This is a genomic window from Polystyrenella longa (genome assembly GCF_007750395.1).
Taxonomy (GTDB): domain Bacteria; phylum Planctomycetota; class Planctomycetia; order Planctomycetales; family Planctomycetaceae; genus Polystyrenella; species Polystyrenella longa.
Genome location: NZ_CP036281.1, coordinates 321,643 through 347,266 on the forward strand (window position 1 = coordinate 321,643; position 25,624 = coordinate 347,266).

Annotated in this window: 19 protein-coding genes; 9 read left to right on the forward strand and 10 right to left on the reverse strand. The window is 51.6% G+C overall.

All coding sequences use genetic code 11. The annotated features are described in order from the left end of the window. Positions 1-29 precede the first annotated feature (29 nt). The 4 genes from Pla110_RS01150 to Pla110_RS01165 form a co-directional block, all read right to left on the reverse strand. Positions 30-986: a rhomboid family intramembrane serine protease gene (locus tag Pla110_RS01150; protein ID WP_144992362.1), complete on the reverse strand. Its 957-nt coding sequence runs from the start codon at positions 984-986 to the stop codon at positions 30-32. A gap of 103 nt (positions 987-1,089) precedes the next feature. Then, a complete protein-coding gene (locus Pla110_RS01155; RefSeq protein WP_144992364.1) occupies positions 1,090-2,076 on the reverse strand; it encodes a GTPase in 987 nt (328 codons plus the stop codon). A 189-nt stretch (positions 2,077-2,265) separates the two neighbouring features. Next, positions 2,266-3,648, reverse strand: coding sequence for a DUF1501 domain-containing protein (locus Pla110_RS01160; RefSeq protein WP_390620505.1), 1,383 nt, complete (start codon positions 3,646-3,648; stop codon positions 2,266-2,268). A gap of 110 nt (positions 3,649-3,758) precedes the next feature. Next, entirely contained in the window at positions 3,759-6,386 is a 2,628-nt protein-coding gene (locus tag Pla110_RS01165) for a PSD1 and planctomycete cytochrome C domain-containing protein (protein WP_144992368.1), read from the reverse strand. Positions 6,387-6,643: 257 nt separating this feature from the next. On the opposite strand from Pla110_RS01165, the gene Pla110_RS01170 reads away from it, so the two are divergent. Next, on the forward strand, positions 6,644-7,723 hold the full coding sequence (locus tag Pla110_RS01170) for a glycoside hydrolase family protein (RefSeq protein WP_144992370.1): 1,080 nt from the start codon (positions 6,644-6,646) through the stop codon (positions 7,721-7,723). A gap of 30 nt (positions 7,724-7,753) precedes the next feature. Here the strand turns inward: Pla110_RS01170 and lysS are convergent, their stop codons facing one another. Continuing rightward, positions 7,754-9,226: a lysine--tRNA ligase gene (gene lysS, locus Pla110_RS01175; protein WP_144992372.1), complete on the reverse strand. Its 1,473-nt coding sequence runs from the start codon at positions 9,224-9,226 to the stop codon at positions 7,754-7,756. A 186-nt stretch (positions 9,227-9,412) separates the two neighbouring features. Beyond that, positions 9,413-11,104 carry a M14 family zinc carboxypeptidase gene (locus Pla110_RS01180; protein WP_144992374.1) on the reverse strand — a complete coding sequence of 564 codons (1,692 nt, stop codon included), beginning with the start codon at positions 11,102-11,104 and terminating at the stop codon, positions 9,413-9,415. A 411-nt stretch (positions 11,105-11,515) separates the two neighbouring features. On the opposite strand from Pla110_RS01180, the gene Pla110_RS01185 reads away from it, so the two are divergent. Beyond that, positions 11,516-13,600: a heparan-alpha-glucosaminide N-acetyltransferase domain-containing protein gene (locus tag Pla110_RS01185; RefSeq protein ID WP_144992376.1), complete on the forward strand. Its 2,085-nt coding sequence runs from the start codon at positions 11,516-11,518 to the stop codon at positions 13,598-13,600. 100 nt (positions 13,601-13,700) lie between these two features. Here the strand turns inward: Pla110_RS01185 and Pla110_RS01190 are convergent, their stop codons facing one another. Further along, positions 13,701-14,372, reverse strand: coding sequence for an MIP/aquaporin family protein (locus Pla110_RS01190; protein ID WP_144992378.1), 672 nt, complete (start codon positions 14,370-14,372; stop codon positions 13,701-13,703). A 367-nt stretch (positions 14,373-14,739) separates the two neighbouring features. Between Pla110_RS01190 and Pla110_RS01195 the strand changes: the two genes are divergently transcribed. The 4 genes from Pla110_RS01195 to Pla110_RS01210 all read left to right on the forward strand — a co-directional run bounded on the left by Pla110_RS01195 (position 14,740) and on the right by Pla110_RS01210 (position 17,084). Then, positions 14,740-15,423, forward strand: coding sequence for a Spy/CpxP family protein refolding chaperone (locus Pla110_RS01195; protein WP_144992380.1), 684 nt, complete (start codon positions 14,740-14,742; stop codon positions 15,421-15,423). Positions 15,424-15,664: 241 nt separating this feature from the next. Then, positions 15,665-16,291 (forward strand): RNA polymerase sigma factor, encoded by a 627-nt coding sequence (locus Pla110_RS01200; protein WP_197440424.1) that lies wholly within the window; start codon positions 15,665-15,667, stop codon positions 16,289-16,291. Beyond that, positions 16,288-16,605: a hypothetical protein gene (locus Pla110_RS01205; RefSeq protein WP_144992384.1), complete on the forward strand. Its 318-nt coding sequence runs from the start codon at positions 16,288-16,290 to the stop codon at positions 16,603-16,605. Before Pla110_RS01200 ends, Pla110_RS01205 begins: the two co-directional genes overlap by 4 nt. Continuing rightward, a complete protein-coding gene (locus Pla110_RS01210; RefSeq protein WP_144992386.1) occupies positions 16,605-17,084 on the forward strand; it encodes a hypothetical protein in 480 nt (159 codons plus the stop codon). The genes Pla110_RS01205 and Pla110_RS01210 overlap by 1 nt, the downstream gene beginning before the upstream one ends. A gap of 141 nt (positions 17,085-17,225) precedes the next feature. On the opposite strand, the gene Pla110_RS01215 is transcribed toward Pla110_RS01210, so the two are convergent. Beyond that, a complete protein-coding gene (locus tag Pla110_RS01215) occupies positions 17,226-17,807 on the reverse strand; it encodes a hypothetical protein (RefSeq protein WP_144992388.1) in 582 nt (193 codons plus the stop codon). 425 nt (positions 17,808-18,232) lie between these two features. Here Pla110_RS01215 and Pla110_RS01220 point away from each other — a divergent pair, with 425 nt between their 5' ends. Continuing rightward, positions 18,233-19,114 carry an alpha/beta hydrolase gene (locus tag Pla110_RS01220; RefSeq protein WP_144992390.1) on the forward strand — a complete coding sequence of 294 codons (882 nt, stop codon included), beginning with the start codon at positions 18,233-18,235 and terminating at the stop codon, positions 19,112-19,114. A gap of 122 nt (positions 19,115-19,236) precedes the next feature. Here Pla110_RS01220 and Pla110_RS01225 read toward each other — a convergent pair whose 3' ends face one another. Next, positions 19,237-21,804, reverse strand: coding sequence for a M1 family aminopeptidase (locus Pla110_RS01225; RefSeq protein ID WP_144992393.1), 2,568 nt, complete (start codon positions 21,802-21,804; stop codon positions 19,237-19,239). A gap of 537 nt (positions 21,805-22,341) precedes the next feature. On the opposite strand from Pla110_RS01225, the gene Pla110_RS01230 reads away from it, so the two are divergent. Beyond that, positions 22,342-23,895, forward strand: coding sequence for a sialate O-acetylesterase (locus Pla110_RS01230; RefSeq protein WP_144992395.1), 1,554 nt, complete (start codon positions 22,342-22,344; stop codon positions 23,893-23,895). Between the two features lie 428 nt (positions 23,896-24,323). Here Pla110_RS01230 and Pla110_RS01235 read toward each other — a convergent pair whose 3' ends face one another. Beyond that, positions 24,324-24,542, reverse strand: coding sequence for a hypothetical protein (locus Pla110_RS01235; RefSeq protein WP_144992397.1), 219 nt, complete (start codon positions 24,540-24,542; stop codon positions 24,324-24,326). Between the two features lie 82 nt (positions 24,543-24,624). On the opposite strand from Pla110_RS01235, the gene Pla110_RS01240 reads away from it, so the two are divergent. Further along, positions 24,625-25,587 carry an AAA family ATPase gene (locus tag Pla110_RS01240; protein ID WP_144992399.1) on the forward strand — a complete coding sequence of 321 codons (963 nt, stop codon included), beginning with the start codon at positions 24,625-24,627 and terminating at the stop codon, positions 25,585-25,587. The last annotated feature ends 37 nt before the right edge of the window (positions 25,588-25,624 follow it).

A 25,624-nucleotide genomic window follows, 5' to 3' on the forward strand; every position in this document is an offset into this window, starting at 1 on the left:
ACCAGTATCGATATCTTGGTGGCGGAGCTTTAGCTACGCCAGGCTTTACGGAGGAATGCCGGGGCGCCTCCAATGGCAGCGCCACTGATGAAACCAAACAGGTGCGCCCAGTTGGCGATGTTTCCGAGAATGCCGAGGAAGCAAAGAACCTGGAAGATGACCAGAAATGCCAACAGTCGTGGCGGCATGAAGAACCCGGAAGCGGGATCCAGTTTACCTCGCAGCCAGATGAATCCAAACAGGCCAAAGATGACGCCCGACATGCCTCCGAAGAACGGATTTACTCCATGAGAGATGTAAAAGTCGATCACGAATTGAGCGAGGTTGGATACCAGTCCGATAATCAGCACCATTAGCAGAAATTGAAACGATCCTATTTTAGATTCGATTGTTGGACCGAGGTCTTTCATCCACATCATGTTAAACAGAATGTGTAAAATTCCGAAGTGAATAAAGATAGGTGTGATGTATCGCCAGTATTGATGAATCGAGGCGGAATGGAGCACAGCGCCTTCGATAGTATCGGGTGGATTCAGGTTATAAGCATCTACATTCAGGAAAAGCATTTGAGGAACCGGACCCGTGTCCCGTTTGGCTCCGACATCAATTCCGAAATTGGAACTCAATAATCCCACCAGAATGCTGAGCCCGATGAGGAACAATGTTACTGGGCATTTGGAAATGTGAGCCGGTTCCCACTGTCTGCGCACATCAACCTGTCGAGCAGCCTGTTTGCGTTCTTCTTTCAACGCTTCTTTGTGCCATTTGCGACCTTGAATGGCTCCTTCGCGAAACTTTTCAGCTTTGGGATCCTGCTTGAACGCCTCTAACTCTGCGCGGGCGACATCGATTTGGTCTTCGTCGATGATCCAGATGTGCCAACCTTGATCATCCTGGTCGACGCTGGAAGAGATCTTTTTGGAGAGGAGATACTCTGCGAATAATCTGGTCTCTTCGGGAGAGTCCAGTTTTCCAATCAGGCGCATGGAACGAATTTCTTTTTTCAGGTTGAATTAAACGGAGTGGTGCGTTGGTGTGGAAGGTCGTTCCTAAAGGATCATTATGAATAGAGCGGGGAAATGGGGGCTCTTAATGTAACTCCACCAAATCTTTGTCGCACAATTGGTGGTCGCGCCCCACTGTCTGTCCGTCGTGGGCACTTTCTCCCCATACTTTAGCAAATTTCATGCTGTCGAACAGTTCGCGATGAATGACATAGGCGAGGTCTTCTACGGATCCTCCACGGGGAATCGTGAACGGGGAGGAGTAATCCGCTGGTTTTCCCGGTGCTTTCGTATAAATACGGATGCAATCGAGAAGCTGGAAAATTTGTGTTCGTAATTCTTCCTGGTCGGCTTCGTTTTCCAAGTCGACATAGAGTGGCTCGAAGGGGTGATCTCGCATTTCCCTCAGGAATTCGACTCGCATGCGGGCTTCTGCGTTTTTGCCCCGGGTGACGACAAAGAGCGTTTTGATCTGGATCCGGGAGAAGTCGTCCTCCACGAAACCGGACTGACTGGCCAGGACTGTTTTTCGTTGTTCCAGTTGCTGCAGTAATTCCACTGTCGCTTCAGGGCTGTCGTCCGAACTGCCATCGAAACAGAGAACGGCCGCGTCCGCTGTACGAACCAGATTGATTTGGTAAGGTTCCAAATTGGAAATCGTTATCGGAGGTGTGTCGATCAGCTGCACACGAACATCTTCCCATTCCATAATAGCGGGCAGGGGTTCGCGGGTAGAGAAGGGGTAATCGGCGACTTCGGGTTCGGCGTTTGTCAGTTCCTGAACAAGGCGACTCTTTCCAGAATTTGGACCACCCACGATGACAATCTGCCCGGCACCTTGCCGGGGATACCTGTAACTGACCCCTTTCTTGGGGGCCGACTTTTCGGTCTGCAAGGCGTCGCGGGCTTCTTTCAGCCTGTGTTTCAGGTCGCCCTGCATCCGCTCTGTTCCCTTGTGCTTGGGAATCAGTTGCAACATCCGCTGCAGGCAGTCGACCTGTTCCTGCGCGGATTGAGCGCGTCGAAATTCTTCTTCAGCTTTGTGGTACTGGGGCGTCAGGTTGGCGGGCATGGTTTGGAAATCAAAAACAAAAAGAGGAGACGCGAATACAGAACTCGACCTGCCGAGTTTGGGTTCAGTTTAGCGGGTCCCAACGCCGTAAAGCCACGGTACATCAAGCTTTTCACCGACAATTACAGGCATTGAGTTAAGGGCATTGAGTTAAGGTAGTCTAATCGTACCGACCAGGAAACGTACAGGTCAGGCGATCACGTCGTGGATGACATTTCCCGCGACGCCAGTCAGTCGCATGTCGAGCCCCTGGTGTTTGAACGTCAACTGTTTGTGATCCATACCTAAGAGATGGAGCAACGTGGCATGAAAATCATTGACGTGCATCGGGTTATCAGCAACATGAAAACCGATGTCGTCCGTCTTGCCGTAACTGAACCCTTTCTTGGCACCTCCCCCTGCCATCCAGACAGAAAACGCATCTTTATGATGATCCCTTCCCGCGCGATCATTCACGCGACCCGTATTGCTGGTGTCCTGCACCATGGGGGTGCGACCAAACTCGGCCCCCCAGACGACGAGGGTGTCGTCCAGTAGTCCACGTTGTTTCAAGTCTTTTATTAGAGCCGCAATAGGTTGGTCGACCTGTTGGCACTTCTTGATCATGTTCGATTTGACGCTGCCGTGGTGGTCCCAACCCTGGTCAAACAACTGGACAAAGCGGACGCCCCGTTCGACAAGGCGGCGGGCGAGCAGGCAGTTGTTGGCAAAACTGGCCTTGCCGGGTTCGGAACCGTATTGTTCGTGTATATGTTTTGGTTCGCCGCTGACATCCATCAGTTCGGGGACGGCCGTCTGCATCCGGTAGGCAAGCTCATACTGTTTGATGCGGGTGGCGATTTCCGGATCACCGACATCTGCCAATTGAAAGCGGTTCAAACGGTTAATACCAGAAATGATGCTTTCCCGGTCTTCGGGCGACATTCCTTGCGGGTTGGAGAGGAAGAGGACGGGGTCTCCCTGAGATCGAAACTCGACTCCCTGATATACGGATGGGAGAAATCCGCTTCCCCATAGACTGTTCCCCGCACCGGCAACCTGACCGGTGATCAGCACGACAAACCCAGGCAGGTTCTGATTCTCTGATCCGAGACCGTAATTCACCCAGGAACCGAATGAGGGACGCCCAAATCGCTCGAAACCGGTTTGGAAAAAGAGTTGCGCGGGAGCATGGTTAAAGTGTTCGGTGTGGAGCGATTTAACCAGACACAATTCATCGGCCACTTCACCCAGTTGGGGAATCAGTTCGGAGAGTTCGAGACCACTCTCTCCCTGTTTTTTGAATTGAAAGGGACTCCCAAGTAAAGAGGGCTGCTTCCGGATGAACGCCAGTCTCAATCCTTCCCAGAGGTGATCAGGAACCAACTCTCCGTTCAACCGTTGTAGTTCTGGTTTGTAGTCGTATAGATCGAGATGAGACGGAGCACCTACCATGTGCAGAAAGATTACATTTTTTGCGCGAGGCTCGAAGTGCGTTGCGTGGGTGGACTCGGTAGCATCAGATTTAAGCGTGTTGCTGGCCAATGATTCCTGGGCCAGTAAGGTGGAGAGTGCCATCCCGCCAACACCCATGCCGGCCTGCTGAAAAAAGCTACGGCGCGATTTGATCAAAGCCGCCTCGCGCAAGCTCGCTAGCTGCTCAGCTGGGATCGAATGAGGGTGTCCAGGACGGGTAGGCATGATTACCCTTTCGTGATGGTTTCATCAAGATTAAGTAGGATATTCGCGATGCTGAACCAGGCTGCGAGCTCCACGGGTGTGGCCGTTTTGTCTACCAGGGAGGTCAGCTTCAAAGCGGATTGAGGTAGTCTTTCTTCTGCCTGCTTCGGATTCTCTTGATACCGGGCTAGTTCAGTTTGATATAGTTCGGCTAACGTGTTGATCTCGTCTTCTGAGGGCTCTCGGGAAATGGCGAGTCGCATCCCGTAGGTTAGCTTCTCACGCAGATCACCTTCGGTCTTCGTCGAGGCCAACCGGTCCGCCAAGCCCCAAGCCATTTCGACGTAGGCGGGGTCGTTCAGGAGTGTTAATGCCTGCAAAGGAGTGTTGGTCGAAGAGCGACTGATCACGCAGCTGGCGCGGTCGGGAGCGTCAAAGTTGATAAAACTGGGATAAGGGGCACTTCTGCGCCAGATAACATACAGCCCCCGGCGATAACGATCTTCATCAGTTTCGATTTTGTATTCAGGGGCATTGCGTCCCACATGCTTCCAAATCTTGTCCGGTTGAGGTGGGTACACGGGAGGGCCGCCGAGTTTGTGTGTCAGCAAACCGCTGATGGCGAGGGCATTGTCGCGAATCGATTCTGCTGACAATCGTTGACGCGGTCCCCGGGGATAAAGTTTATTTTCAGGATCCAATTGAAGATGGGCGTTCGTGACTTTGGTCGATTGGCGATAGGTGGCCGACATGACGATCCGCTTATGAACATGTTTACGTGACCAACCATTTTCCATGAAATCGACAGCCAGCCAGTCGAGTAACTCCTGATGTGTGGGTGGTTCACCCTGAGTGCCCAGATCTTCCAAAGTTGCAACGATTCCTTGACCGAAGAAATGCGCCCACCAGCGGTTCACCGTCGTTCTAGCCATGAGTGGGTTCTCGGGCGAGACGAGCCAGTTTGCGAATTCAAGACGTGTTCCCGTTTCTACATTGACTGGGTCTACTGCTGAGTTGAGAGGATGCAGAACAGCGGGTGTGGTAGGAGTAACCGTTTTCCCACGGGAGAGAAAATCGCCTCGTTTGAAAATGAAGGTCTCCCGCATTTCATCTTGTTCCCGCATCACCAGAGACGTCGGTGGCTCTCGTTGTTGTAGCTCAAGATCGAGGTCAGAGAGTTTCTTCTGCAGCCCTGATATCTCCGTGTTTTGCTTTTCAAAGTAGCTCTGCAGATATTCATTTTGTTGTGAAGACCGCTTCTCTCGTGGAAAGTTCAGCGTGTCCAGAGTTTTGGCTTCAGCGGAACTCAACTCCTGTTTCGAATTCTTTTTCGACGTCAGTTCGCCCTGTTTCTTTTCTTCCCACTTTTCCTGTTGAACTTTCTGTTCTTCGCGAATGATTTCCAGATTTTCACCCAGCGTCTCTCGTTCCGTCTTCAGTTCGTCGTATTTCAGTTGTTCGATTTTACTAAGAGGTTTCGCCAGCTTGGGACCGTAGAAGTTAAAGGTGACGCTGTCTCCTTCCTGTTCGACTTCGAGTGGCGTGTTGTTGAAGTACGCCATTAACTGATAATAGTCCTGTTGAGAAAACGGGTCGTATTTGTGGTTGTGGCATTGAGCACATTCCAGAGTCGTGCCGAGCCAGACGGAGCTCGTCGTATTCACTCGATCTATAATTTGATTAACGCGGTTCTCTTCGGGATCGACCCCTGCTTCGACATTGCAGGTGGTGCAGCGATGAAAGCCGGTGGCGACTTTCTGACTCCAGGTTGCGTTGGGAAGTAAATCGCCCGCCAGTTGTTCAACCGTAAACTGATCGAACGGTTGGTCGTCGTTGAGCGCATTGATTACCCAGTCTCGATAGAGCCACATGGTCCGTAGCTGGTCCGCCTGGAAACCGTTGGAGTCGGCATAGCGGGCCATGTCGAGCCAGTGCTGTGTCCATTTCTCTCCGTAGCGAGGGGACGCTAGCAAACGATCCACGATTTTTTCATATGCGGAATCAGAAGGATCCGTTAGAAAGGAATCGACTTCTTCCGGAGTGGGAGGGAGTCCAGTCAGGTCGAGATAGACGCGCCGCATCAGCCTTGCCGGATCAGAGGGGGATGCCGGCTTGAGTGAAACAGAACTTTGTTCCAGTTTGCTCAAGATGAAGGCGTCAATCGGATTCTGAATGGGAGCGTTGAGAGTGACTTCGGGTGGATTGGCTTTAATGGGTTTGATGTAGGCCCAATGTTGTGTTTCCTCTTTAGTAGAAGACCAGTGGGCGCCGGAGTCGATCCACCGTTTCAATAACGCGATTTCTTCATCTGATAATCTGTCTGCTGTATCAGCGGGTGGCATACGCGTCTCGTCAGGGGCGGAGATTCTTTTAATCAACTCGCTTTCGGCGCTTGTCCCCACTGCGACGGCGGGTTCGCCTGAATCATTCAGCAGGAGCAAATCCTGATGAGATTGAAACCTCAATCCTCCATCACGCTCGTCGTTGCCATGGCAATACATGCAGTTGTTTTCGAGGATGGGGCGAATATCTCTTTCGAAGTTGATCTCCGGTTTTTCCGCGTAAGCCGATGCAGAAAGTCCGATCGCCGACAGAATAAGGAAGACCACGCAAGAGAGAAGCGAGCGTTTGAGTTTGGGTGAACAGATCATTGTAGTTGAACGGGTTTGATTTCAGGCGAGAAATGAAATGAGTCCGGGCTGCAATACAGCGTAATTTATTCTACAGCATGCCTGATCAGAGGGATAAACTGGATACCGCAATTCCAGCGTTTCACGAGAAGTTTCGATTGAGACGGATTTCAGCTTGGTAGGTTCGATTGCCCCTCGTTGAAAACGCTTTCTCCAGGCAGGAACTCGGTTTACAATCAGAAGGCTTCCTTCTTGTACTTCATTTGGTGACGATTCCCATGAATGTGAACATCGCTTTAAACCTGCTCCGCCGTTTTGTCTTTTGGGAGTTGGTTGTTGTCGTCAGTCTTGTATGTCCTTGGACAGCGATTGCTGAGGAACCTCCGGAGGTATTACAAAAGTGGCTTCAGCCGCAGCAATGGGAACGTGATACGGATGGCCCGATTCTCTCGCTGGGGGAATCGGGAGACTTCGATGACACGCATCTGTTCGCACCTTCTGTTGCCAGGTTGGAAGACGAATATTATCTCTGGTATAGCGGCTCGACGGGGAAGGTGAAAGAGCGTGTTTTTCATCTTGGCTTAGCGACTAGCAAGGATGGCCGATCTTTCACGAAGTCGAATCCGAATCCTGTTTATCAATTCGGTGATGGCAAACATTCGATAATGACGACGACCTTCCTGAGGAAAAACGACGGAACCCCCATCAAGGAAGATGGGAAGTTGCGAATGTGGTTCAGCTCAACTGACTTCACGAATCCGTCAGGATTTCATGGCCTGTATGAGTCATTCAGTGATGACGGTATTCATTGGTCGGATCCGAACGGACCGTTGCTCGAAGCGGTCTATGCTCCCACGATTCTGAAAGAGGGGGATCAATATCGCATGTGGTACACCGATGTCTCTGCGGACCCGTGGTGCATTCGCGCAGCGGAAAGTCACGATGGGCGTGCCTGGGACGTGCATCCCAAACCCGTGTTGGAAGTATCAGCGAAGTGGGAAAAGTCGCGACTGTTTTATCCGTGTGTGATGCAGACTGAGGGTGTTTATCTGATGTGGTATGGTAGTTATTGGTCAGACCGTCCTCAGACAACGGCCATCGGTATGGCGGCCAGCGTGGATGGATACACTTGGTTCCGGAACCCTGATAATCCCGTGCTTCGGCCAGACTCCACGCGGTCCTGGGAATCGCATTACACGACCAGTCAATCCGTCATCCGTGACGCCGATGGAAGGTTTCGAATCTGGTACGCGAGTCGCAGGCAGCCCCCATTCGTCAATAAATACTTCGCTATCAACACCGCCAAATGGTCGGGCCCCGAGCCGCTAAAAAGCAATTCGGGAACCGACGGGAAATGACAGAAAAGGAACGCGAAAAGACGAGGTGCCTTATTCGTTTGTTTCTGGTCGCAAGAGCGGGAAGTAGATAACGTCGCGGATGGAGCGGGTGTCGGTGAGCAGCATCACCAGACGGTCGATACCGATTCCCAGTCCACCAGCGGGAGGCATACCGACTTTGAGGGCGCGGATAAAGTCGCTGTCCATTTTGGCCATCGAATCTTCTTCATCCTGTCCATCCAGCTGAGTGCGGAAGAGTTCTTCCTGCAGATACGGGTCGTTGAGTTCCGTATAGGCGTTGGCCAGTTCCATTCCTTTGACGAACAGTTCGAACCGCTCGGCCACGGCCGGGTTGCTCGTTTTCCGTTTGGTCAGGGGGCAGATCGAAGCGGGGTAATCGATCACAAAGACAGGCCCTTCGAGCTTGTCTTCGACCAGTGCTTCGAAAATTTCGTTCACGATGACATCGTGGTGTTTGTTTTCTGTTTCGATGTGGTTTTTCTTCGCGACAGCCAGTATCGCATCGTGGTCATCCATTGCGCAACCTGCATATTCCTGAATCAGGTCTGCATAGGTTTTGCGGGGCCATGGCGGGGTGAAATCGATGGTCTCGTCTTCACCCCAGGGGATGACCATCGACTCGTTACTCACTTTAATGGCATTGACCACGATCGCTTCTGTCAAATCCATCATCGACTCGTAATTGCCATAAGCCTGATAGATTTCGATCATCGTGAATTCAGGGTTGTGGGTGGCGTCGATTCCTTCATTCCGGAAAACGCGACCAATCTCATACACCCGTTCCACACCACCAACCATCAGCCGTTTGAGATGCAACTCCAGGGCGATCCGCAAGTAGAGATCCATGTCGAGTGCGTTGTGATGTGTTACGAAGGGCCGCGCCGCGGCTCCCCCCGCTGTCGCATGCAGGACAGGAGTTTCTGCTTCGATGAAGTTCTGGTCGTTTAATGTCTGCCGCACGGCCTGAATGATTTTGGTCCGTTTCAGCATCCGGGGCAGGACACCCTCATTATAAATGAGGTCGATGTACCGCTGTCGCAGCAACATTTCCATGTCTTTGGGACCGTGGAATTTCTCCGGCGGCTGTGACATTGATTTACAGAGGATGGTGACTTGAGTCGCTTTGACAGTCACTTCGCCTGTGTTGGTCCGGCGCATGGTACCATCGATACCGATGATGTCCCCGAGGTCGAGGGCGGTGATTAATTCCCACTGCTCTTCGGAAAGGTCATTTTTCATCGCCATGATCTGAACGCGACCAGACCAGTCCTGAATATGGAAAAACCGCAGTTTCCCTTTGTTGTTCCGCAGCATCATCCGGCCAGCGACGCGGACCGGTTCTCCTTCGACTCCCGATTCTTCAGGGGCCTTGTCGCGGATGTCGGCAATCGCCTGATGATTGTCGAAACGCTGTCCCCAGGGATCGAGACCCAGCGATTGGATTTTTTCCAGCTTTTCCAAACGGGCCTGTTCAAATCGATTTGGTTTATTCTGCTCAGACAAGAGTTCGTTCCCAGGTAGTCAACGTAAGAGTTAGCGAAGGTCGTAAGGCGATATACATCAACTGGTTACGAGAAGCGCCTCTGCCCGGGCGCACTTCCGCTGGTCAAGCGTATGATCTTAACGTGCAGATCCGGTTTCGTACACTGAAGGAGGCGTTACGCTAAAGAAGGTTCTCGCAGAGCCAGCTTATTCCGCAGCGGGCTTCTGACGAACGCTTGCGGGAGGGTCCCAGCCCTGAGGTCGGGGTTGCTGCGAGTCGTAGGCGACGGTTCCCAACATCACTTCCATCGATTGCGTTTTTTCTGGAGGAATGTTGATCTGTACCTGGGTAAATCCGTTTGCACGCCAGGCCTGATATCCGTCTGTCCGGCTCTCTTCCAGTTCATGCCCGTTCAAGCGGACATCGATCAATTTGGGATCCTGGTACGGCAACCGGAACCGAAGCGACATGCCCCCTTCGATGGGCTTCCACTCTTCCTGTTTTGTCTCCGCGCCGATAATCGTGGCGAGTTTTAATTCTGGACCCGCTTCGACATAGACTTTCAACGTTTCCGATTGAACCTCTTTGAACGGAGTCAGGTTCTCCAGATAGGATTCGAGTTTTCCCTCTTTGAAGATCTCCCGGGTCCTTGGTGCCGCACCAATAAAGTACGAATCCCGACCAATAGTTTGAGGATAGAGAACACCCTGGCTGAATTCTTTCTGGCGATTCCATAATTCCACTCGGCTTTTCCGTCGGGCGGAAGCGGTGTCACCATAAGCGACGACGAAGTGCCCAATGAAATTCTTCACTCGGTCGACGGGGTAACCGGTGTTCGGTTCCCCCTGCCACGACTCGTTCCCAATTCGCAGCAACTCTTTTAACCGCAACAAACCGCTTTCTTCCCAACCGACTTCAAACGCGAGTACTAAACTATGGTATTTCGCATAGGCGTATTGGGCGGTGTAGAAGTTCGCCCGACCTGACCAGGTTTTATCCGCAATGCCCGCCATCTGATCGCCATGAAACAGTCGCTGCGCATCGGCCTCGAACCGGTCGTAACCGTAACCTCCTTTTTCACCGGCGGCATTAAGGCGTTCGGTGATTCGCCAGTCCCAAGGGCGTAAGGCAAAATTCGAATAGGCCGATCCGGTGACTTCGAACATCGTCATTCCCTGAGACATCTTCCGGTCCCCTAATTGGTCGTCGGGGATCTCCTGCAGTCCTATTCCATGAACATCGGCCACGACTTCGGGTTGGTACTCATCGACGACGTCCAGAAAGGCAGCCACCTCGGGCGCGTCATCGCGGGCGAGGTAAGTCATTGTGTTGAAATCCCAGTTTTTGATTGAGCCACCGGTATAGGGGTCAATCGAGGCCTGGTTTTGAAATCGATCCGAAACAAACAAACCACGCGGATGCATCACGGGCATAATCAACACGATCTGTCGTTCCCGGGTTTGTTTAGCCTCTTCGGAATCGCCCAGTAACCACTCGGTCAGCTTGAGGACGCTTGTCGTCCCAGTTCGTTCCGGACCACCGTGCAATGCCGTAATAAGACAAACTTGTTTATCTTCATCTGAAGTTTTCTCGTCGGTCACTTTGAGCATGAACAAGCGATAGCCATCGTTGGTGACTCCTCTCCTCTCCAGATCGCAGAATTCCGGATAAGTGTCGGCCCAGTACTGCAATGTCCCTTCGTATTCTTCCTGCGTGAAGAACTCTACTTTTTCATTCCAATAGGCAGGGACTTGTTCCAGTTTCTTTGCCAATGCAGTTGCAGTGTCGGTTGTCTCTTGTGCCGAAAGAGGAAGTGGAGCTAACAGACAGAGGAATACAGCAGTAAGTGTTTGGAGTATCAGTGACGGGAGTAGTCTGATGCGGTGATAGGAATGCATAGGTGATTCATATGTAGGCTAAAGTGACGATGGTGGGATCAATGAGGCTGAGTAATGGGGGCTAGGTGATGGGCCGTCCTTCTCCTATCTTCGCAGCACGACTTATGTACATGCAACCGTCAATCTCGAAGAAGTGATTGAACATTCATTAAATGAGGGCGATCAGGTGACGGTATTGCTGAGATGGACCGCCGAGGGAATGGTGGGGACATCATCATTGATTTGATTTCATCCGAGACTATCTGCTGAGTGTCGATTCTCTAGCGGGCCTGTGGTATAAACTGACAGTGCTGCATTTCTGCGACGGCCGTTTTCTAGGGTGCCGTCTTCTTCTATCGTCCGACATTTCCATTTCTGAACCTGACTGAGGGCAACAGTACCTTTGGTCATCTCGAGAAAGTTCCCTTCCCTATGTCGACCACTGCCCCTCCTCCGGCTTTGCCCAACAGGATTGTCTCGCTGGACCAGTTCCGCGGGTACACCGTCTTCGGTATGTTTCTCGTGAACTACATGAGTAGCTATAAAGACATCACTCCGAACATCCTGCTGCATCATCACACGTACACCAGCTACGCCGATCTTATCATGCCGCACTTCCTGTTCTGTGTCGGTTTCGCTTTTCGGTTGACGTTCGGACGCCGCGACTACAAAGAGAGTCCGGCCAAAGCACACTGGCGCGTGGTTCGTCGAATCATGGGGTTGATGCTCGTTACTTTTTCCGTCTATCACATCAGTCGGCCAGCGAACACCTGGGAACAATTCACGCAATTGACGTTCTGGGATGTCTTTGAGCAACCCATTAAAAGTCGCTGGTCAAACACGCTCGGTCAGATTGCCATGACGTCGCTCTGGATTCTTCCCTGGTTGCGGACGAGTATCAGGACTCGCATCATGGTGATGATCTGCTCCGGTGTTGCGCATCAAGTTGCCTGCTATTACGGATACTTTCTCTGGGCGAACACCTCTCCCAACGGCGTCGATGGTGGTCCCCTCGGTTTCCTGACCTGGACGATTCCTTCCCTGCTGGGAACAATCGCCTGTGATTGGGTTGTGAACGCCCGCGAAGCGAGTCCGCAACGGCACGCACCACTGAAGAAAATGTTTTGCTGGTCCATCGTCGTGATGCTCATTGGCTGGCTGCTTACCTTTCCCGCTCGCACCTATGATATTTCTCCGCCGGAAATGGCCGAGCTGAAAGAAGATCATTACCGTCATCGGGATCGCATCAATGATGAAATCAAAGCGATGAACAAACCGCTGCATGAAAAATTGAAACCCTTCAATAAATATGTGGGCGACCTGGCCGGAAAAGTGACCAAGCAAGACTACGAAACCAAACAGGAAATCGTGGCGGGTTTGATGAAGGCTCAAGACCTCAATCCGGAAACGACTTATCCCACGGAACAAATCGTTGCTACTGCCATAGAAGAATGGGAAACGAAGTACGTCGAAAACCACGAAGGTGAATTGGGCGAACTGCATCAGCAACTCGAGTACTACCAGGAGTCGCTGAAAGCCGAGACGGTCTTGCCGACCGAGGAGCAGGAATCGCTGAAAGTCACCGTCGCACGCAAGTACGAAAATGTACTCACGGCGGAGATCGAACGGAAAAAAGAGCTCCGTAATCAGTTGATGACGGAAGCGAATCTTGACCCTGAAAAAGACGAACCGACCGACGAGATCAAAAAGAAAATCATCGAACAGTTCACGCAGGAACCGGGCGAAACAGTGACCGGTTTACGTGCTGAGTTGGCCGAGTTGAAGCCTCAGTACATGGAGCAACTTTCTCCTTACTATGATGATCTCGTAGAAGCCCAAACACGACTGGCTTCCACCCAGGCCGACACCGTCCCCGAGCCTGAGGCGACCGCCGAAGAGGCACCCGAAGATGAAGCTCCGGAAGAAGAGAAGAAGCAAAAGAAGAAGGATAAGAAAGAGAAACCAAAACCGCCTCAGCAACAACTCGTCGAGCACCTTGAGGTACTTGCCGAAATTGACTGGAACTCAATTCCCTCCTACGGTTGGTCCGACTTGAAACTGGCGGAGAACCCGGTTGCCTTTGATTTTTCGCGTTGGAGTGCGTTGCCACTCAGTGAAAAAATCGGGCGCAACCCGATGGAGCGTCCACCGTATGAAGATTCGAAAGTCGTTGACTATCATGCCCGTGACGCCTTCTACTGGAACGCCTGGATGATGAGTCAACGAGCGGGAACCGTCGCTTATCCAACGTTCGCTGCAGGGGCTTCGCTGTTGATGTACCTGCTGTTCTACATCCTTTGCGATATGTGGGGCTGGCAGGTTCCACTCTTCCGCACCTGGGGTACGAATGCCCTGGCCGCTTACGTCTTGTTCGAACTTGTCTGCGGTGCAGTGAAGCAGTTCGTTCCGCGGGATCCCGTCTGGTGGTTCGGTTGGGGCAGCCTGGCCGTCGGTCTGTTTTTGATGTGGCTTGTAATTCGCGGTTTAGAGAAGAACAAAATCTACATCCGCATGTAAGACTGAACCGTATAAAAACCAAGACCTCCTCATTCGTCATTGCTGCGAGCGGGGAGGTCTTTTTTTGTGAGAATGCAGATAAGGAAACACGTTCCCTCGATCAGATGTTTTCCTGAACGGGTGAGGGATTGTTGCGGGAGATTTTCCAGAAGACGACCCCCAGCAGCGCTCCGAGTATTGGGGCGACGATGTAGACCCAGAGGACATCCATCTGTCCCGAGACCAGTGCAGGGCCGAGCGAACGGGCCGGGTTCATAGACGCACCGCAGATGGGACCGGCGAAGATCGCTTCCATTGCGATTAATCCTCCAATAGCAATGCCGGCGAGGGTACCCACTTCTTTGGAGCCGGTGGAAACGCACATGACGGTGTACATCAAGAGAGATGTCAGAATCACTTCCAGCACAAACGATTGAAACGGGGTTCCGCCCGAGTAGGGGGCCGTCCCTCCCAGGCTGCCCACCAGTCCGAATAGGAAACGAAGAACCAGGCTGGCGACGATCGCCCCCAGGCACTGGGCGATGATGTAGGGAAGAACATCCTTTCCGGCGAATCGCCCACAACTCCAGAAGGCGATGGTGACTGCCGGATTGATATGCGCGCCCGAATATTCACCGATGGTATAAATGATGACCATTACGATCAGGCCGAACACGATTCCAATTCCAAGCGGCGTGACTGTACCCGGGTTGACGGTATTCGCAATGACGGCTCCGGTTCCAGCAAAGACGAGGAAAAAGGTCCCCAGAAATTCAGAGATATAGCGGTTCATGGTCGCGCACCTGTGTTGAGACGGTTCAAAAGGAGAGTCAGGAGAAAAGGTTGTGTTATAAAGTCATTAAACCGAGTTTAATCCTGAACGATACAAGGGGTTAAATTCAACAATCAGAGCCTGCTTACGGCGCCGGTAGGGCGAAAAATCTCCTGGCGGGTCGCATTCGAGGAAAATTCTCACCGAAATGTAACCATCACATTGTTGAGCGGCACTGTAGCGGTAGTGGAGAAGTGGACTGTCTGGCCAGACACCCTTTTCGAGTCTGATTTGAGTGTGAAATAAATGCGAAATGAGTGAGGCGACAGTCCGCACAGCTTGTGTCCGGTAGCGCTTCTCGTTGAATCAAAATCAATAGGAGAGAAACATGTCGAAAAAAGTGATTTGGACAGCCGTCCTTGGGAGTGCTTGTGTGTTTGGAATCGTGGGTATCAAACACATGCAGGCGGAGGTGGGAGAAACAATCAGTACGATGAAAGCGGTCGGAGAACTAAAGGGGACGCTCTCGCAAGATGCGGGGTTCTTGTTTTTGCTTGCTGACGCCAGTTCGGAAGAACCCCACTTCAAAGGAGAAGGGGGCGGAGGTGGAAAGTTTCACGAACGGAGGCAGGGACGGTTTCCGTTTATGAAAGGACCGATGGGAGAAGACTTCCGCAAGATGATGGGCGGAAATATCGGTCGCTTGATGGTCCTTCGTTCGGAAATCGACCTGACTGATGATCAACGTCAGGATATGAAAAAGATCTTCAAGAACAATCGCCCGGAGATCCAGGAAAAAATCGGCGGGTTAGTTGAAGCCCGGATGGCATTGGTGGATCAGGTACTGGCCGACGCCGCGACTGACGAAGAGATTAAAGCCTCTGCGGAGAAACTTGGCGACGCCATTGGCGAGATGGCACTCCTCGCTCGCAACCTGAAAGGGGAAGCGAAAAAGGTGCTTACGGAAGAGCAACAAACGAAAATTCGTGCGGTGATCGACGAAAACAGATCGGTCCGTCGAGAGTTCCATGAAAAAGTAAAGCAGGAAAAAATTCAGGAAGCGGATGAGTAAATCTAACCTCAGCCTGGATTCTGAAAGATCAGCCTGGGATACATTCACCTGCTCGACTCGGAGATGAGTCGAAATCGAAATCGAAAGTGAGTGTAAACCGAGGCTGGTCTTTCAATTTCGCTATCTTAATCTCCACTGGATGTATTCATCGGTTTTCGGATAAAACAGAGTGAACGCATCCTGATAGATGTTCCTGTGTGTTACCGTTTACTTCTTTCCTTTTCCTATTGCTGGTTGGATCATGACAGCTTCTAAAGCGTCGACTCGACAAGCGGATCAATCTGCTGATCGAACAGAACCAGATTCCTGTTCGCAGGAGGAAGAGGGTCAGGAAAAAATCTGGATAGAAGGCACGTTGGCAGGAGAGAGTGAGGCCTTCGCGAAACTGGTGGAACGATATCAACAGGAAATGGCCGCCCAGATGTGGCGGTTCTCAAGGGATCGCAACGTTCACGAGGAACTGGTACAGGATGTCTTCGTTGAAGTTTATCGGAGCCTGGGATCGTTTCGGTATGAATCACCTCTGTTGCACTGGGTGCGGAAAATCGGGGTGCGAGTCGGTTATCGCTACTGGAAACAGAAGGATCGCAAAAAAGAAAAGGTCTCCCTGTCTCAGATGCCGTATGATTCAACAGAGGCGAATACCGATCAACTTCAGTCAGCAGAACAGGCCGGCAATTTACTGCATGCCATGCTGGAACAGTTACCGCCTCGCGATCGGATGATTTTGACCTTAATATACTGGGAAGAGCATACGGTAGAAGAAGCGGCCGAAGTGACCGGTTGGAGTAAGTCGTTAGTTAAGGTGCAGGCCTTTCGAGCCAGGAAAAAGCTCAAGCAACTTCTGCAGGAGCAGGGGACAACATGAATACAAATCAAGACAAGAACCAGGCGGCGAAACAGCAATCGCACGATATCGATATTGACCAACTCCTGACGGGTCTGGCAAAGTCGGCGCGAACGGAGACTGCCCCCCAGGTCGATGTGACTGCGGCGGTCCTTGCCCGGCTGGAGGCGGAACGGTCGGAAACGTATGTATTTTCGGAGCGCATCTGGTGGACCTCGACGGTGGGGTCGCTGGTCGCGGCGGGCATCGCCATGATGATCGGTTTTCAGTCCTGGACGGAACTTACTGATCCTGCCTTTGAAGTCCTGCAAACAGTACAGGTGGCCTTACAATAATGAACGCAGAACTGAATTCAGACGCTCCCGCGATGGAGCCTTCGTTGCCTTCTCCTCGACCGAAAAAAAGTCGCTGGCGCACTTTGCTGCAACTGGTCCTGGTGGTGGTCATCTTTGGTAGCGGAGTGGTGACCGGAGGGGCACTGGCGATGCGGATGGTGCGTCATAAGATGAAGAACTTCGAACTCGAATCCGAAACGATGATCGAACGAATTCATGAACGGCTTGTCTGGAAATACGATCTGAACGAAGAGCAAAGCGCTGAGGCGAAGCAAATCGTCCGGAATAAGATCGAAGACCTGATCGCCCTGCGTCAGGAGTTTCGCCCGCGACTTGCCGCAGAAATGGGATCCTTCGAAAACGAGATCGCCGCCATTATGGATGAATCCCAGCAAACCGAATGGCGCGAGAACTTCCGCCACTTTTGCGAGATAACCTTCCCGGGTGTTTATAAACCGGATGCGGAGTCGGGGGAGTAGTGATCATCGAGTACGGGTGTGATGTTCCGTCTCCAGTCAGGTGGCAACCTCCCCAGTCGTGAGCGCTTTCTGAATTCGGTTAGCGTTGCTTCGAAAAGGTGTTTCTCGTCTTAATGTTAGCCATAGCTCGCCGGACACTGGTTACCAGAACTTGTACCAAGGCTTCTTGTTATCTGCCTTTGGCGTTGAGCCGATAGCAGGAGGAACGGTCTTGCAACCATCAATGAAGTTATAAGCAGCGACGTTAAACCCCGTTTCAACACCGATATCGTTCGCACATTCTTTAACGAAGAAGGCCGTTGCCATCGCTGCTGACTGGGCAGCTTCCTTGAGCTCTAGCCCATTCGATTTTGCGATTCCGATGGCGTCGTCTTGCAGTAGTGACAATGATTGGACTGTGGAAAAGTCGGGCTTTGTACCCAGCTTTGACTGCTCACCGCCAAGCTTCTCTTTATCCATCGATAGCCCGAATTGTTGAAGCATGCTACTCATAATTCCAATGAGCTGTGGCCCCTTTTCATTGGCTTCTGTCGAAAGAATAACCGTTCCAGGTTCCAAAGAGTCAATGTTCAGATTGAAAGACCGTAATAGAAGGCTGCCCGCTAATCTTGCAATACTCGCGATGGCTGTCTCAGGATGCACGGCGCCATTTGAACCAACACGACTGGTTACAAGATCGACCAGTTCACCTGCGGTTTTGTTCTGTGAATCGGATATTGACATACTGCGTCTCTAATGCAGAGTAAAGTGATGGATATAAACTAACATTATCAGGGTTATTGTCGAGTATCAATAGAGTGCTCAGGACTTGAAGTGTATCGACCCGATGACCCGATTCAAAAAAAGTCTTGAAGGTTGAAGTCGAAAGTAATGAATAACCCGATGCGGAGTAATTGCTCTCACTGGGGAAAGCTTCGTGGTCTATGTTCCATGCTCCTACAGTTAATCTGAACAAAGTAAGCTACCCGCTTGCGAATCGACCGGTGGCCGGGAATGCAGTTGCATCGAGACTCTGTAAAACATCTTCCGGAATTTATCGGAGAAGTTCTAGGTTTTCGACTGTGGCAGAGCGATCGTTGCTTTAGGATGAAGATCGCTTAAATGTGTTGAATTAAGATTCAAGTCTGTTTTTAGCAAGGTTCCTTTTAATGAATATCCGTCGTTCTTTGTTTACTGTTGTTGTGGGTTTGAGTGCGGGGTTGTGGGTTGGGATTGAGCAGGTTCAGGCGGAAGTGAAAACGATCGCCGATATTGAGTACGCCAATATTGAGGGGACCTCGTTGCAGTTGGACTTGTATCTGCCGGAAGAGGAGAAGCAACCTCGGTTGGTCGTGTGGGTTCATGGTGGGGGATGGGTGCAGGGAAGTCGGAAGAAACCGGCGTTTGCCTGGATGGCGGAAGAAGGGTATGCCGTGGCGAGCATATCGTATCGGTTCTCCGACAAGGCGGCCTTCCCGGCACAGATTTATGATTGCAAAGGAGCGATTCGCTGGCTTCGCGCCCATGCGGAGGAGTACGGTTACAATGCCGACAAAATTGTGGCCGGTGGCGCCAGTGCGGGTGGGCATCTCGTCGCGCTGCTGGGAACGTCGGGCGATGTGCAGGAGCTGGAAGGGAGTGTCGGAGGCAACTTGGATCAATCGTCGCGCATTCAGGGAGTGATCGATCTGTATGGGGCGACCGACTTCATTCTGCGGAGTCAAACCCAAACAGAGAAACTGAACTCGCCTGATTCGTACGTTTACCAACTGTTCGGTGGCCCACCCAAAGAGAAGATGGAATTGCTGCGGTCCGCCTCGGCCGTCACTTTCATCAGTGCTGATGATCCGCCGATGCTGGTGCTGCATGGGGTGGAGGACAAGGTTGTGCTACCAGGACAATCCGAGCGTATCAATGAAGCTTACCTGGAAGCAGGCTTGCCCGTCGAGTTGATCATGATCGACGGCGCGGGACATGGCGGCTCCCCCTTCAGTACGCCCGAAATCAAACAGAAGATGCGCGAGTTCGTGATGAGTTGCTTCGCGGAGTAGTCCGTTCAGCGAGGGTAGGCCGGACAATCAATGCGTGTTATCCGGATCGTACGAAACGCATTAAGAGCGTTCCGTTCTCCTGGCGGAATTCAAGTTCGCTGTGCTGATTGACCCCAACTCCTTTACGGCTGGTCGAATTCGTCGAATCGTTTGCCCAGTTCTTCCTGTTGTTTGCGAAGCTTTTCGATGTCGTCGCGGAGCGATTTGATTTCGGAGCGAGAGGCGTCGGCATCTTCGATCTGTTTGACGGCGTTGGTGGCGCTCAGGCGGCTCCAACCATCGGGGTCGTTCTCGGCCATATCACGTAGTTTTGAGAGCGCGCTGCCAGCCCCTTCGCCGATTTTACCCAGACTGGCCGTTGAGGACCTGCGTGTTAAAGGAGAAGGTGAGTTCAGATACTCAGTGAGACGCGTCACGATCTGTTTTTGTTGTCCGAGGGGGAGGTTGTTCTCTTCGATGTATTGCACGATTCCATTCATCGCTGCACGTCGGCAGGCGTGGTAGCGGTCAGGGCTGGTCCATTGGAGTAATAGATCGAGTGCGCGGGGGTCGTGGCAATAACCAAGGCTCTCCAGGACAGCGCAGCGAATGACGTCGCGGTGAGAGTCACGGTCGAGTAACTCGATCGTTTTATATAAGGGAGCATTCTGCCGCACAGTGGACAGGGCGGAGATAGTCGCTGCGACAACGTAGTAGCTTTTGTCTCCCGCTTCCAGTTTCTTCTCTAAGGCATCGGCGACGACACTATCTTTTTCAAATTTCTTTAAGGCATTCACGACTGCTCGACGGGTTTTAGGATGGGGATGCTCCAGAGCTTTAATCAGGATGTCGCGCGCCTGTGGGGTCTGAGCTTTACCAATCGCCTGGGCGATTTCAATTTGCACTCCGTAGAAGGAGTCATCCTCTAACGCCTTCTGAAGTAACTTCAGATTTTCGGCGGAGGCGGCCTTGGCGAGGTGGTCGGCTGCCCGAATTCGTTCGTTGATGGTCGGGGCGTATTCGAGTTGATTCATCCAGAGGACGCGGCTTTTGTCTTCTTCGATTTTAGAAAGCAGACTGAACTCGGGGTCTATACGGACAAGGCGTGGTGTGGTAGGTAGATCGAGGAAATAGATACCTTCTTTATCTGTGATGAATTCTTCGAGTACCGCTTTTTCGTCGTCCTTGCCCCAGACTTCGATCTTGAGAGGAAATTGGAACGGGTCCCATTTCTGAGTCTGTTCGATTTCAATTCGAACCTGCTTTTTGCTGTTGTTGTACGAGGTTTTGACTTTGAGCTCCGGGTGACCGGGGCGTTCGGTCCAGTCGTAGAAGAAACGCTCCAGGGATAAACCGAGAAGTCGTTCGAAGACTTTTCGCAGGTCGTCTGTCTCTGCCGTGTTAAACGAGTACTCAATTCCGTAGCGGTTGACGCAGCGGAAGAAATCTTCATCACCCACGTGGCGACGCAACATGTGGAGCACCCAGGCCCCTTTGGGGTAAGCACGCACGTCGAACATTTCTGTTGGGTGCTCATAACGGCGATCGACGAGTGGTTTGGAAAGTGCCGCACCTGATCGAGCCCGGTTGCTGTCTTGAAACAGATGGTAGTCGCGTTCATCGGCACCGGACTGATGTTCGTCCCAGAGAATTTCGCAGTAGGAAGCAAAGCCTTCATTCAGCCAGATGTGAGACCAGTCTTTACAAGTGACGAGGTCTCCCCACCATTGGTGAGCAAGTTCATGGGCGATCAGCCAGTCGGAAGTGGTGTCCAGCGAAGCACGTTCATCGAAGAGAGTACCGTCATGAAGCGAAGTGGCGCTGGTGTTTTCCATTCCCCCCGAGGTGAAATTATACAGCACCACCTGAGCGTATTTTTCCCAAGGATACTCGATTCCGAATCGCTCGCTGAAGAAGGTGAGCATTTCGCTCGTGTTTCCGAAGGTACGGGCGACATCCTCGGCTCGTTTGGGTGGGATGTAAAACTGAACTGGCTTGCCGTTCCAATCTTCTTCAACCAATTCAAACGTACCAACGACCAATGTGACCAGGTAGGAAACGTGGCTGGCATCCTGTTTCCAGTGATGTTTAACCTGCTCGGTTTCAGGAAGATCCGTTTTGGAAATCAACTGTCCGTTGGACAGAACTGTCAGTCCGGCTTTAGTGGTAACGATCAGTTCGCTCGATTGTCGTTCGTGCGGATGATCAAAGCAGGGAAACCAGTAGCGATTCGTTTCAGGTTCCCCTTGTGTCCAGACGAGGCTTGGCGAAGCAGCTTCCGTCTTGGCGGTAAAATAGAGACCGACTTTCGGTTTGTGGACGGAGTAGTCGATGGCCAGTTGAAAGTCTGTTCGACGAGGGAGTGGTTTATTGAAGTAAACAGTCAGGGTTTCGGCTGTTCGATCAAATCGAAGTTCCTGTGGCTCGTTCTCTTTAGCTGAGGTAAGACGTACTGCAGTCACTTCAAGAGCGACAGCATCGAGCGTGAGTTGTTCCAGTTCGCGGAAGGGTTGGAAATTGATCGTCGCAGTACCGCTGATGGTTTCCTTCTCGATGGCGACGGTCAGATCGAGTTTGATATGTTCGACATCGACGGCACGATCTTCAATGGTTCGCAAAGGCTTCTCTTCAGCGAAGAGAGAAGGCCATTGCAAAACAGATGAGGCGATCAGGAGTAAAAACATCAGCGTATAAGAACGGAGGCTCTTCATGACTTCTATTCTTGTTAACAAAAAGGAGGAGGGAGTCGGGAGGCCAGTTCAGGGGGGACTTCCAGAAGAAGCCAGTTTGGGGCAGGGGCTCCTGTCGAGTCGTACTGTCCGCAATTCAGCATATCGCATGCGGGTAGGCAAACGGAAGTGTCTGTGTGAAATAGGCTCTGTGGCGGGTTCGGGTGGAATTGCCCGTCATGACATGAGGCTCATGATCAGGACTAGTTAGGTGCTCACAGAAGGTGAAAAATTCTGCAATACAGGCTTTTGCTCAGAGTTCTGTTCAGCAAGGATAGTCAGGAGAAGCCGGTGCAGGGGGCAGGTTCGGCTCTCGAATCGTGCGTTGACGATTGCATCCCCCGGTGGAGCTGAGTAGTTTGGGAAGACATCAAAGCTGCTTTATCCGTGTGGGATTGGCTACACGAATAGATAATTCCTATTTAATACTGATCCTTATTCACGAATGCCGTTGCTGACTTTCTCTCCGATGAGTCAACCGGGCCGACGTGAAACATTACTCTTGCGCGAGGAATTCTAATGAAGAAACTGAACTTGTTCCGCTTGTCGATGGCGACGGCGTTGATGGCGATTTCTACTTCTGCATTTGCAGACGTTAAGCTGCCAAGCATCATTGGGGACAACATGGTCCTGCAGCAGGGAAAAGAACTTCCCTTCTGGGGTTGGGCCGATGCGGGAGAAAAAGTGACAGTCACCGTGGGCGAGAAATCTGCTTCGACCACTGCCGGCGACGATGGCAAGTGGATGGTCAAGGTTCCTGCTGTTGACGCCTTTGGACCGATTGCCGTGACGGTTGCGGGAAACAATTCGATTGAAGTCCAGAACGTGCTCGTCGGAAATAACTGGGTCTGTGGCGGTCAGTCAAACATGGAATGGCCAGTCGTGAAATCCAACAATCCCGATGAGGAAATCGCCAATGCCGATTACCCTCAAATTCGCATGTTCAAAGCGGTTCACACCGTTGCCGCTGAACCCCAGAAGGACGTGGTGGGGAATTGGGTTGTCTGTAGCCCGGATACCGTAGCTCTCCATTCTGCAGTGGGTTATTTCTTTGGACGGGAACTGTTAAAACGGACAGAACAACCGGTTGGGCTGATCGAATCGAACTGGGGCGGAACCCCGGCCGAGTCGTGGACCAGCATGGATAAGATGAAGTCGGTCGATGAGTTGCAACCCATCCTGGACCGCTGGGACGGGATCATCGCGAATCATGACAGCATCATGAAAAAATACGAAGAACAGATCACTGCTTGGAAAGCCAAAGTGGCTGCGGCGAAAGAAGCCGGCGAAAAGGAACCTGGAAAACCTCGTCTGGGCTATCATGCCAATCATCACCATCGCCCATCCAGCCTGTACAACGGGATGATTCATCCGCTGGTTCCCTTCGCCATTCAAGGAGCGATCTGGTACCAGGGCGAATCGAATGCGGGGCGTGCTTATCAGTACCGCACATTGTTCCCCGAGATGATTACCAACTGGCGTGAAAAATGGGGACAGGGAGATTTCCCCTTCTACTTTGTGCAGTTGGCCAACTTCATGGCAGTGGAAGACAAACCGGTTGACAGTGCTTGGGCCGAACTTCGTGAAGCACAGTCGATGACTCTCAGTCTGCCCAATACAGGACAGGCCGTCATCATCGATATTGGTGAAGCGAAAGATATTCATCCTAAGAATAAACAGGATGTCGGTTACCGTCTCGCTCTGATTGCCCTGCATGATGTGTTTGGGAAAACGGACGTTGTCTATTCTGGACCGACCTACAAATCGATGGAAGTCGAGGGGAAAGAAGCTCATCTACAATTCGATCACGTGGGGGGGGGATTAGTTGCTAAAGGTGATGGCGAGGAATTGAAAGGATTCGCGATTGCTGGCGAAGACCAGAAGTTCTATTGGGCCGACGCACGGATTGAGGGAGACACTGTCATTGTGTCCTCCGACGAAGTGAGCGTTCCCGTATCAGTTCGTTACGCCTGGGCGAATAATCCGATCTGCAACCTGTTCAACGAAGCAGGATTACCCGCATCTCCATTCCGTACGGATGAATGGAAAGGGATCACAGCAGACAGCAAATAGCAGCCTCTCTGAAACCCGGCTTATGGCTGCGGTGGGATTGTTAAACAAGGTCAATTCGCCGCAGCAGAAGGTATCAGGACCTGCTAATAATTAAAAAAAGATTAAATGAGGCGTTGATGAAACTTCGGATCGTCCGTTTAAGGACTTAGCTGAAGTGCGTCTCTGGCATTAGCCGTGACTAAGCGGACACAACATTGTTTCGACAGTGTTGTGTCCGTTTTTCCATTTACCGGGACCACAACAGGAGTTACGGCGGACAGGGACAAACCTGTCTACGTGACAGGACCGAACCCTGTTTGGCTGATTTTTGACAGAATTGGGATGAATCCAGTCAGAACTACTTGTGCTAAGCTAGTTTAAAGGCTGGAATAGAGTGTGGGTCTAACGTCTAATTTCTCAGACTTGATTCTTTCCGAAAATCCATGTCATCAGTTCGGTTCATCGGAACAGTCCACGACTCCAAATTCAAATTGGGGAGAGAAGTCTGCTAAAAACTTCTTTCGCAATCGCCACTTTTGTTCACTTCCATAGCTCATCGATAAAACATCCGTTTTCAACTTCAACAGGAATCGGAACCAACTCTGTTCGATTTCGGCCTCTGTTTCGTGATTGTCTTTCTGTTCACCGGAGATGCAATTCGATTCCAAAACGTACCTTCCTCCTCCCAACCTGAATTCTGATCTCGTTCCATTCGGAAGCTCAGCGGATCAAATCAAAGAGAATGTGCCCATGCAGAACGTAACGCAGACAGCCAAGAAAATTATTGGTAACGTCGAAAAGGTAATTATCGGTAAGCGTCAGGAAATTATCATGGCGCTTGTGGCTCAGTTTTGTGAGGGACATGCGTTGTTGGAAGACGTTCCGGGTGTTGCAAAGACGATGCTTGCTCGTTCTCTGGCCGTTTCGACCGGTTGCGATTTCAACCGAGTCCAATGTACCCCCGACCTGTTGCCGGGAGACATCACCGGGGCTTCCATTTTCAGCCCCAAGACCGCCGAGTTTGAATTCCGACCCGGTCCAATCTTTACTCAGATTCTGCTCGCGGATGAGATTAACCGTACGACTCCTCGAACACAGGCGGCGTTGCTGGAAGCGATGGCGGAACGCAAAGTGACATTGGATGGAACCACCCACGATCTGGGAGCTCCGTTCATGGTGATCGCCACACAGAACCCGGTCGATCACGAGGGTACCTTTTCGCTTCCAGAAGCCCAACTCGACCGATTTATGGTTCGGTTGAGCCTGGGATATCCTAATCCAGAAGATGAAGACCGTATGTTGGCGAATCTTCAGCTGGGGCATCCTATCGATTCGATTGAACCGGTCGTCAATGCTCAAGATATTGTGGACTGCCAGAATGCAGTGCGTGAAGTTCATGTCGACTCCAAAGTGCGTTCTTACATTCTGGCCATCGTGCACGCCACGCGAAAACATGATGACATCAGCCTGGGTGCGAGTCCTCGTGGTTCTATCGCACTGTTCCGTGCATCACAGGCACTGGCGGCGATTCGCGGTCATGACTTTGTGATGCCCGACGATGTGAAGAAAATCATATATGCGGTAATGGCTCACCGTCTCATCGTCAAGCCGGAAAGCCGTCTTCGTAAAATCACACCACAGGCTGTATTGAAAGAAATTTTGAACGACATCCCTGTGCCGACCATTACCCAGAAAAAAGCAGTCGCTACGTAATACGGAACTGCGTTCCTGTCCTCTTGTTTCTGCCTTT